This window comes from Okeania sp. SIO2B9 (assembly GCF_010672505.1).
Lineage (GTDB): Bacteria > Cyanobacteriota > Cyanobacteriia > Cyanobacteriales > Microcoleaceae > Okeania > Okeania hirsuta.
Window position 1 is genome coordinate 1 of the sequence record NZ_JAAHGK010000119.1, and the last position, 9505, is coordinate 9505.

Below are 9505 nucleotides of genomic sequence, written 5' to 3' on the forward strand. Positions count from 1 at the left end.
TAGTTTCCCTAGTTTGAAGCCAACTTCTCAAAAATGCATAACCTAACTTAGACCAGATATACGCATCTTTACAGTTACAGGAAACAACTTGATTCCTGAGATTAATACTAGCTCAAATGACGTAAATTCGTTATTACAGTTTCTCTAGTTTTAAGCCATTTACAGATATAGAAATAGAACTGGTGGCAGGGACAGAAATAGAGATGTTAGTTTAACCCACATCTGCTATCTCAAACCTTTCTCCATCATTCTGTTCAGCAAACCCAATCTCAACGGAAATAAAGCATGATAATTGTCCTCAAAGCAGCCACTCCGACAGTCGAAATTGAACACATTAAAGACGAACTGTCCCAATACAAAGTCAGCGTCGAAAAAATCATCGGCAAACACCGAGTGGTTATTGGTTTAGTCGGTGAAACGGCTGAACTCGATCCCTTAAAAATTCAAGCTGTCAGTCCTTTTATTGAAAAAGTCTCACGAGTTGAACATCCCTTTAAACGCGCAAGTCGAGACTTCCGACATGGTGAACCCAGTGAAATTATTGTTGAGACACCGAACGGTTCTGTTACTTTTGGCGAACACAGTCCCATCGTTCAAACTGCCGGTCCTTGTTCGGTTGAAAATGAACAGATGATTGTCGAAACCGCCCAACAAGTTAAAGCAGCAGGTGCTCATTTCCTACGTGGTGGAGCTTACAAACCTCGGACTTCTCCTTATGCTTTTCAAGGACATGGTGAGAGTGGTTTGGAATTGCTAGCCATTGCACGTCAAGAAACTGGCTTGGGAATTATCACCGAGGTAATGGATGCATCCGACATCGAAAAGATAGCAGCTGTTGCAGATATTCTCCAAGTTGGTGCTCGTAATATGCAGAACTTTTCTCTATTAAAAAAAGTTGGTGCTCAAGAGAAACCGGTTCTGCTGAAGCGGGGAATGTCAGCAACCATTGAGGAATGGTTAATGGCGGCTGAATATATTTTAGCAGCGGGAAATCCCAATGTTATTTTGTGTGAACGGGGAATTCGCACCCATGACCGCAAATATACCCGGAATACCCTCGATTTATCCGTGATTCCTGTCTTGCGGACACTGACTCACCTTCCCATTATGATTGACCCCAGTCACGGGACAGGTAAAGCCGAATACGTCCCGGCAATGGCAATGGCTTCAATTGCAGCAGGAGCTGATGCTCTGATGATAGAAGTTCATCCCAACCCTTCCCAAGCTCTGTCTGATGGTCCTCAATCCTTGACACCTCATCGCTATCAAGACCTGATGCAAGAAATGACAGTTATTGGTAAAACAGTGGGTCGTTGGCCAGAAAAGTTAGCCCTCGCCCCTTCATCCCCTCAAGCCACCAAAAAATTAAGTGCCATTGTTTAAATTTTGTTGTGAGTTGAAGGAAAAATTGAAGGCTAACTTAGATTGATTCAACTCACAATATCTGATCAAACATGTCTTTTTAGCCAATTCTAGAAAAATAATGCATATGAACGCTCAAACCCTAGTCTTAAGACCAATTTTTTCCCAACACTTTCCGCGAAAGCGGAATTACATCGAACCTGTATTACTCAGCCCATTTCAGCGAATATTACTCACAACAAACGGCACTGTTACAGATATGATTGAAGCTTACTCGGGGGAAGCAATCAAAATCAAAAAGCTGTTTGAAGACGAGATTCAACTTGAAGAAGACATCGTGCCGATGAACCTCAAAAAAGGCACAGAAGTTATCGCTCGCAAAGTGCTACTTCAAGGTAAGATGAGTGACCGCAACTATGTCTATGCGGATTCAATTTTAGTTCTCGACAGACTGAATGAAAAAATGCGAAACCAACTGTTACAGACCAAAACTCCCATTGGGAAACTCTGGATCGAGAACAAAGTGGAAATCTTCAAAGAAAATGTCGAACTTGGCAAAGAACATGCAGGGGATTTAGCAGATTATTTCCAGATTCAACCCAAAGACAATCTCCTGTATAGAAGCTACTGCGTCATCTCCAATCATCAGTACACCATGATGATTACAGAGAAGTTTCCGGAAAATAGTTTTAGGCGAAATTTCTAATAGACATCTCCAATAATAAAAAAGAAAATCAACTATCGTAAAGAAATTATCAATTCTTTCCCACTACTCCCTACTCCCTACTCCCTCTTTTGGAAGAGATGTCTAATAGCATCGGTTGTTCAAGTGGCACAATAGAGGTAAAATTATGATTATTAAACAGTTGAAAGAAGCGGCTCATTCCTTTCCCAAACATACAGCAATTGTCTATAATGAGTCCCGAATTAGTTATGAGCAACTTAACTTCAAAGTTCAAGGATTAAGTGAGGGATTAAGTTCTCTAGAAATCGGCAAAGGTGATTGTGTCGCTTTCGTTTTACCCAACTGTCCTGAGTTTGTTTATAGCTTCTATGCTGTTGCTCAGTTACAGGGAATTGTTCTGCCTCTCAATCATTTATTCAAAGCCGAAGAACTGAGTTATTGTCTCAGGGATAGCAAGGCAAAAGCAGTAATTACTGACCTCAAACGTGCCAAAATTTGTCAGGATATTATTGCAAATATTGACCGAAAAATTGAGTTGATTGTTGTGGATGGTGTTTATCCCGAAAGCCACTATATATACCATCTAATTCTGCCAGGAAAATTTCAACATCAAGACTATTCAGAAAAAGCTCTTTCTTCTGATCTTCTGTATCAATATTCATCCGGTTCAACGGGGAAACCAAAACGAATTGCACGCACCCAGGCGAGTCTTTGCCATGAGGTAAAAAACTTCGCAGAAACCACCCAAATTCAGCCCTCAGATAATATTCTTTGTGCAGTTCCGATGTATCATGCTCATGGGTTAGGAAATTGTCTCCTCGCAGCCACTTGTAATGGTGCAACCTTAGTTATTTTAGAACAGGTTTTGCAGAAGGATGGTACACCTGTTGAGGTTCCCTTTGTCTTCCGGTGCCCCCGAATTTTTGAACTGATTAAAACGGAGAAGATTACCATCTTTCCGGCAGTACCTTATATCTTCAATGCTTTAGCAGAAACTCGAACAAAAACCTTGGTGAACCTATCTAGTTTGAGATTATGCTTTTCAGCCGGAAACTTTTTATCCAAAGACATTTTTGATAAGTTTTGGCAGCGATTTAAGATTCCTATTCGACAGCTTTATGGCTGTACTGAGGCTGGATCTGTGGCAATTAATTTAGAGGAAGACATCAACAAAATTTATCACTCTGTTGGATTTCCGCTCAATAATGTTGAACTCAAAATTGTTAATGAAAGTGGAAATGAGCAACCCATGGGAATGAGTGGAGAAGTTGTGATCAAAAGTCGCTCTCTAACTCAAGGTTATATTAATCAGCCAGAACTGAATCAACAAGTCTTTAAGGAAGGATGTTTCTATACAGGTGATTTAGGGAAAAAAGATGAGTGGGGTCGAGTGTATATTACTGGTCGCAAGAAGCTGCTCATTGATACCGGAGGTCGCAAAGTTGACCCGATAGAAGTAGAAGATATTTTGATGAATCATCCTCACATTAAAGAAGCTGTTGTTGTTGGTGTAAAAGGATCTTATGCTGGCGAGTTGGTTAAAGCTGTAATTGTCAAAAAAAGTCGAAAAAATTTTGACGACCAAGAGATTCTTTCATTTTGTAAGCAGCGTCTTGCGGAGTTTAAAGTTCCCAAAATCATTGAATTTCGCCCAGATATTCCCAAAAGTCCACTCGGAAAAATTCTGAGAAAGGAATTAGTTTAAACCGATATCATCACAGTCCAAATACTAATTTTTTAACGAGCATAATACCATGATTACAACTACAAGAATTCAAGAACAAGTTCAAGGGTTAGTTTTGGAAGTTCTACCCGATGTGACCTTAGAAGAGTTGCAAGACGATGTAGATATCTTCAACTTGGGTCTAGATTCAATTAACACGATGACTCTAATTTCTAACTTGCAAGAGACTTTTGAAATTGAGTTAGATGTGAGTGAGATTAGTTTTGAGAACTTTCAAAATATCTCAACAATTGTGGAGATGATTGAAGAAAAGAAAAGTTGTTAAATTTTATAGCGCTACTTGAATCGGGAATAGGGAATAGGGAATAGGGAATAGTAGACTAATAAAGGGTTTTAGGATTTAGAAATGTCAAGAGCCTTAATGCGTAGCACTATAACAATCTATTTAGGGTTTCGGTGCGTTACGCTACCGCTAACACACCCTACCCATAGCTTTCTTCCCTTCTGCCTCCTGCTTTCTGCCTTCCTTCCTCCAAAGTGTAATTATTCAACCAGACATGATATAATATGTCACTCGAAACATTAAACAAAAAACAACAGAAAACTTCTCCAGTTACCAATAATTCAACTCAATCAGTGGCTGCTAAAAAGGAGTTATGGGAAGCAATGAGAACGGTCATTAGCTTACAAAATCAAGCTCCACCCTTAGTCTCTGTTTCCCGAGAAAATCCACTTCCTCTCTCTTTTCCTCAAGAGCGGTTATGGTTTTTACAACAGTTGGAACCAAGTAAAGCTGCTGCTTATAATATGCCATTTGGGTTTCGCATTTCCGGTTCACTTAATCCATTAGCTTTAGAGCAAAGTCTGAATGAACTTATTCAACGTCACGAGGCTTTGCGAACGACTTTTACCTTAGTTGAAGGTCAACCAACTCAAGTCATTCACTCCTCTTTTTCCTTTCGTTTATCTGTAATTAATTTACAGAACTTCCCTCAAAAACAACGGGAAAATAAGGTAATGGAATTAGTGAAGGGAGATATTGAGCAACCGATTGAATTGACTCAACTGCCTCTGTTTCGAGGAACACTTTTTCAACTTGATGAACAGGATTATTTTCTGTTACTGAATGTTCACCATATTATCGTCGATGCTTGGTCAAAAGGAGTTTTATTTCAGGAGTTATCAACACTCTACGAAGCATTTTCTCTCGGTCAATCTTCACCACTACCAGAACTTCCAGTGCAGTATGCGGACTTTTCGGTTTGGCAACGTCAATGTATTCAAGGTGAGTTTAAAGAGACTTTGCTAAACTATTGGAAGCAACAACTTGGCGATAATTTACAAGCCTTAAAGCTGCCAACTGACTATCCTTATCCGACTAATCCTACCCATTCTAGTGCCTACAATAAACAGTTACTTTCTGTTGAACTCACGACTCAACTTAAAAGCTTCAGTCGAAAACAAGGAGCAACATTATTTGCAACGTTATTAGCTGCATTTAATGTGCTATTATATCGCTACTCTGACCAAGACGATTTTTTTGTATGTAGTCCAATTGCGAATCGGAGTCGGAAAGAAACAAAGGGATTAATCGGTTACTTTGCGAACTTACTGATTCTACGGACACAGTTGAACGTAAACCAAACGTTTCGGGAGTTTTTGAGTCAAGTTCGTCAGGTTGTTTCCGGAGGTTACGCTTATCAAGATTTACCCATTCAAGAAATTATTAACGCTCTAAATTTACTGCAAACTCCTCTATCTAAGGTGATGTTTGCACTGCAAAATACAACAATTCATACCTTAAACTTACCCGATTTAAATGTCGAAACCTTTAATCTTGATAGCGGAACAGCGGATTTTGACCTCTATCTCTATCTGATTCCAGAAGGTGATACTTTTGCTGCTATATTCAAATACAATGCTGATTTATTTGAGGAAGCAACCATTGCTAAAATGCAGGAGCATTATCGTACTATTCTGGAAAACATTTTAATCAATCCAGAGCAGTCTATCTTGGATTTACTCCCTTTGAGCGCAACTGAACAACAACAATTAGAGGAGAAACGAGCCAATCAATCTACATTAAAACCACCCAGTAATTATTCTAAACCTGCTTATCTTGCACCCCGCAATTCAACTGAACTCAAACTCGTTCAATTATGGAGTAAAGTATTAGGAATTGAATCCATTGGAATTCGAGATAACTTCTTTGATTTAGGTGGACAGTCCTTAATGGCGATGAGTTTGTTTACTCAAATTGAACAAACCTTTGGTAAAACGTTACCTTTGGCAACACTACTAAAATCTCCAACCATTGAACAACTAGCCGAAATTCTTGCTGAAAACGAATCTTCTCTCCCTTGGTCTTCATTAGTTCCACTTCAACCTCGTGGTTCTAAACCCCCTTTCTTCTGCATTCATGGACAACAAGGAAATGTATTGAATTTACGAGAATTAGCCAAATCTCTAGGTTCAGAACAACCGTTTTATGGATTGCAAGTTAAAGGGTTAGATGGCAAACAAATGCCTGACTTTACAATCGAAGCAATGGCGACTAATTATCTTCAAGAAATTCGCAGTGTTCAACCCCATGGTCCCTATTTTCTAGGGGGAAACTCTATGGGAGGTACGATTGCTTTTGAGATGGCACAACAACTTCAACAACAAGGAGAAAAGGTGGCATTACTGGTGATGTTTGACACTTTCAATAAAAGTGCTTTTCCTCGCCTTGTATTCCGAAACCAACACTACTTCAAATACTTATCCCAATTGGGACTATCCAAGTCACTATTTGAGGAACTCAAAGACGTTACTCAACGCCAACTGCAAGCAATCCTTTGCCAGCTTTATCTAGGTTTAGGAAAACCTCTACCTCATCATCTCAGTCGTGCGATCGTAGCTGAGGCGAATATGCAGGCAAAGTGGGTTTATTCACCACAAGTTTATTCCGGTAAAATTACCCTGTTTCGGGCTAAAAAATCTGCTAAATTCAACAAGTTTTATTTACCGAATCAAGCAGATTGGGAAACTCGTGATCCTGAACATGGTTGGAGTAATTTTTCTAGGGATAAATTAGAAATTTACGATGTACCGGGAGACCATTATTCAATTTTTGATCGACCAAATGTACAGGTCTTAGCTGAGATTTTAAAAGCTTGCTTAGGTTAGTCTCACTTTTCCTTGAATTAATGTTAACCGAAATAATGTTTACTCTCAATACAGCAGGAGATTTCACAATGAATACAATGACTTATGATGTAGCAATTTGCGGTGGTGGTTTAGCGGGTTCTACTTTAGCTAGACAGTTGAAGTTAACAATGCCCGATCTTTCTATTATTGTCCTAGATCGTTTGGCTCGACCTCTACCTGAAGGTGCTTTTAAAGTTGGAGAATCAACGGTTGAAGTGGGTTCCTATTATCTGGCTGAAACACTCCAATTTGGTGATGGTTATTTCAAACTGAATCATATGCCAAAGTTGGGACTGCGTTTCTTCTTAGGTGATGCTCAAGGTAAATTTGAAGAACGTCCTGAACTCGGACTATCTAAATTTCATTCTCCTTCCTCCTATCAAATTGACCGAGGTAAGTTTGAAAATGATCTGCGAAACTTAAACATCGAAGCAGGAATTGAATTTTTAGAAAATTGCAAGGTTCTTGATATGATCCTATCTGAAAATAATCAAGACTTCCATGAAATTGTTTACACTCAAGATGACACGAAGCAAAAGAATACCATTCAAGCTAAATGGGTTATTGATGCGATGGGTCGTCGTAGATTTTTGCAGAAAAAACTGGGTTTAGCTCAACGAAATAGTTCTAAACATAGTGCGGTTTGGTTCTGGGTCAATGAACGGGTTGATGTCAGTGATTTTGTTCCCAAAAGTAACCAAAACTGGCATGAGCGTGTCCCGGGAAATCAACGATATTATTCAACCAATCACTTGTGTGGAAAAGGCTACTGGATTTGGATGATTCCCCTCCCCAATAACTATACCAGTATTGGGATTGTCACTGATGAAACGGTTCATCCTTTCAAACAACATAACACTGAGGAAAAAACATTTAATTGGCTCCAAACCTATGAACCTACTTTAGCTAATCATCTTCAAGGGATTTCAACTCAAAAATTTATGAAGATGCCTCACTATAGCTATTCCTCTAAACAAATTTTTTCAAATAATCGTTGGGCTTGTGTTGGTGAAGCTGGAGTATTTCCCGATCCCTTCTATTCTCCTGGTACTGACCTAATTGGATTTGGAAATTCTCTCGTCACTCAGATGATTGAAGCGGATTTGCAAGGTAACTTGACTTCAGAAATAGTCGCGGAAGCCAATCGCTTTTTACTCACTTATGCCGAAGGGGTAAAAGATAATATTCATAAGGTTTACTCCTGCTTTGATAAAGATTTAGTGATGGCAATTAAGGTAATTTGGGATACCCTATCCGGCTGGGCATTTAGTGCGCCTCTGATGTTTAATTCGATTTTCCTTGACTCTGAAAAACGGGCAAAAATTCGTCAAGGTTCAGGTCGATTTTTTCTGTTAGCTCACCGGATGCAAAAGTTGTTTATAGACTGGGCAGAACTCTCGCAAAATCGGGGAACTTATGAGTATCTTGATTACTTAGAAATGGATTTCATCAAGCAATTGCGATCGCGGAATTTACAATCCAATAAAACGGAACAGCAACTCATTGATGATCATATTGCTAGTTTGGAAATGTTTGAGGAACTTGCCCAGGTTATTTTTCGCATGGCACTTGAAGATACAATGCCTGAAAAATTAGCTGATTTTCCGGAGTCTGCCTGGTTAAATGCTTGGGCAATTAGCCTCAATGAACACCGATGGGAAAAGGATGGATTATTCCGCCCCAGAACTCAACCCCGTGACTTGCATCCAATGACTCAACAACTCCGAAAAAAGATTCACTTCCCTTCAGTTGTTAAGCAACCTGTTACGGTTTAAGGATTCATTTTCTATCATCAATGAGGTGAGTGAAATACCCACCTCTTTTCCAAAAGATTGACCAAAATTAGGAGTTTACGATGACAAAGACCACACAGTTAAAAACCTCAGTCTGTATTCTTGGTTGCGGTCCAGCTGGTATTGTTCTCGGCAATATTTTGCTCAGAAATGGAATCGATTGTATTGTGATTGATAAGTATAATCGTGAAGAAATTTATGCCAGAGGACGAGCCGGAGTGATTGAAAGTACAACAGTTCAAGTCCTTAAAAAAAATGACCTGGCGGATACCCTGCTGAAAAATGCTTATACTCACGGTTCTTGTGAGTTTCGCTATCCTGATAAAAGCCTAACTTTTGAATATGGAAGCTTAAGTGGAGGAGATGTTCATTATGTTTATCCTCAAAGTGATCTCAACGATGATTTGATTGAAAAATATATCAAGGATGGTGGTAAGTTACTTTTTCATCATGAAGGAAAAAAGATTGTTCAAAGTGATGACAAAGTCGAAGTTGAATGTTATGATTTAGATAGTCAAAAAACTGTAACGATTCAAGCGGATTTTGTAGCTGGATGTGATGGTTATCATGGGTTAGCTCGTCAATCTGTTCCCCCTGAAGCTGTAGAGATTTACAGCAAACAATACAACTATCGCTGGTTAGCAATTTTAGCCTACGCTCCCCCTTCAGCCCAGTATACTCTTTATGGTGTACATCCAGATGGTTTTGCAGCTCATATGCTTCGCAATAGCAAGATTTCTCGCTATTACCTTCAAATTCCCAGCACCGATACTTTAGAAGATTGGTCAGATG

General features: G+C 39.3%; 7 protein-coding genes. All 7 read left to right on the plus strand.

The annotated features are described in order from the left end of the window. The first annotated feature begins 285 nt into the window (after positions 1-285). Positions 286-1383, plus strand: coding sequence for a 3-deoxy-7-phosphoheptulonate synthase (gene aroF / locus F6K13_RS06690; RefSeq protein ID WP_124146319.1), 1098 nt, complete (start codon positions 286-288; stop codon positions 1381-1383). Between the two features lie 106 nt (positions 1384-1489). Further along, the gene (locus F6K13_RS06695) at positions 1490-2068 is read left to right on the plus strand and encodes a chorismate pyruvate-lyase family protein (protein WP_282433598.1); all 579 of its coding nucleotides are present in this window, start codon (positions 1490-1492) and stop codon (positions 2066-2068) included. Positions 2069-2213: 145 nt separating this feature from the next. Further along, a complete protein-coding gene (locus F6K13_RS06700; RefSeq protein WP_124154138.1) occupies positions 2214-3752 on the plus strand; it encodes a class I adenylate-forming enzyme family protein in 1539 nt (512 codons plus the stop codon). 49 nt (positions 3753-3801) lie between these two features. Then, entirely contained in the window at positions 3802-4056 is a 255-nt protein-coding gene (locus F6K13_RS06705; RefSeq protein WP_240039092.1) for an acyl carrier protein, read from the plus strand. Between the two features lie 242 nt (positions 4057-4298). Continuing rightward, a complete protein-coding gene (locus F6K13_RS06710; protein WP_124154139.1) occupies positions 4299-6899 on the plus strand; it encodes a condensation domain-containing protein in 2601 nt (866 codons plus the stop codon). A 20-nt stretch (positions 6900-6919) separates the two neighbouring features. Continuing rightward, positions 6920-8695, plus strand: coding sequence for an NAD(P)/FAD-dependent oxidoreductase (locus F6K13_RS06715; protein ID WP_124154140.1), 1776 nt, complete (start codon positions 6920-6922; stop codon positions 8693-8695). A gap of 80 nt (positions 8696-8775) precedes the next feature. After that, positions 8776-9505, plus strand: a 730-nt coding sequence (locus tag F6K13_RS06720) for an FAD-dependent monooxygenase (protein WP_287287053.1), incomplete at its 3' end; no start/stop codon positions are given.

Excerpts from the sequence above, each read along its gene's own strand:
- F6K13_RS06715 (WP_124154140.1), top strand. The coding sequence starts at position 6,920 with ATGTTAACCGAAATAATGTTTACTCTCAATACAGCAGGAGATTTCACA.
- F6K13_RS06710 (WP_124154139.1), top strand. The coding sequence starts at position 4,299 with ATGTCACTCGAAACATTAAACAAAAAACAACAGAAAACTTCTCCAGTT.
- F6K13_RS06695 (WP_282433598.1), top strand. The coding sequence starts at position 1,490 with ATGAACGCTCAAACCCTAGTCTTAAGACCAATTTTTTCCCAACACTTT.
- F6K13_RS06700 (WP_124154138.1), top strand. The coding sequence starts at position 2,214 with ATGATTATTAAACAGTTGAAAGAAGCGGCTCATTCCTTTCCCAAACAT.
- aroF (WP_124146319.1), top strand. The coding sequence starts at position 286 with ATGATAATTGTCCTCAAAGCAGCCACTCCGACAGTCGAAATTGAACAC.
- F6K13_RS06705 (WP_240039092.1), top strand. The coding sequence starts at position 3,802 with ATGATTACAACTACAAGAATTCAAGAACAAGTTCAAGGGTTAGTTTTG.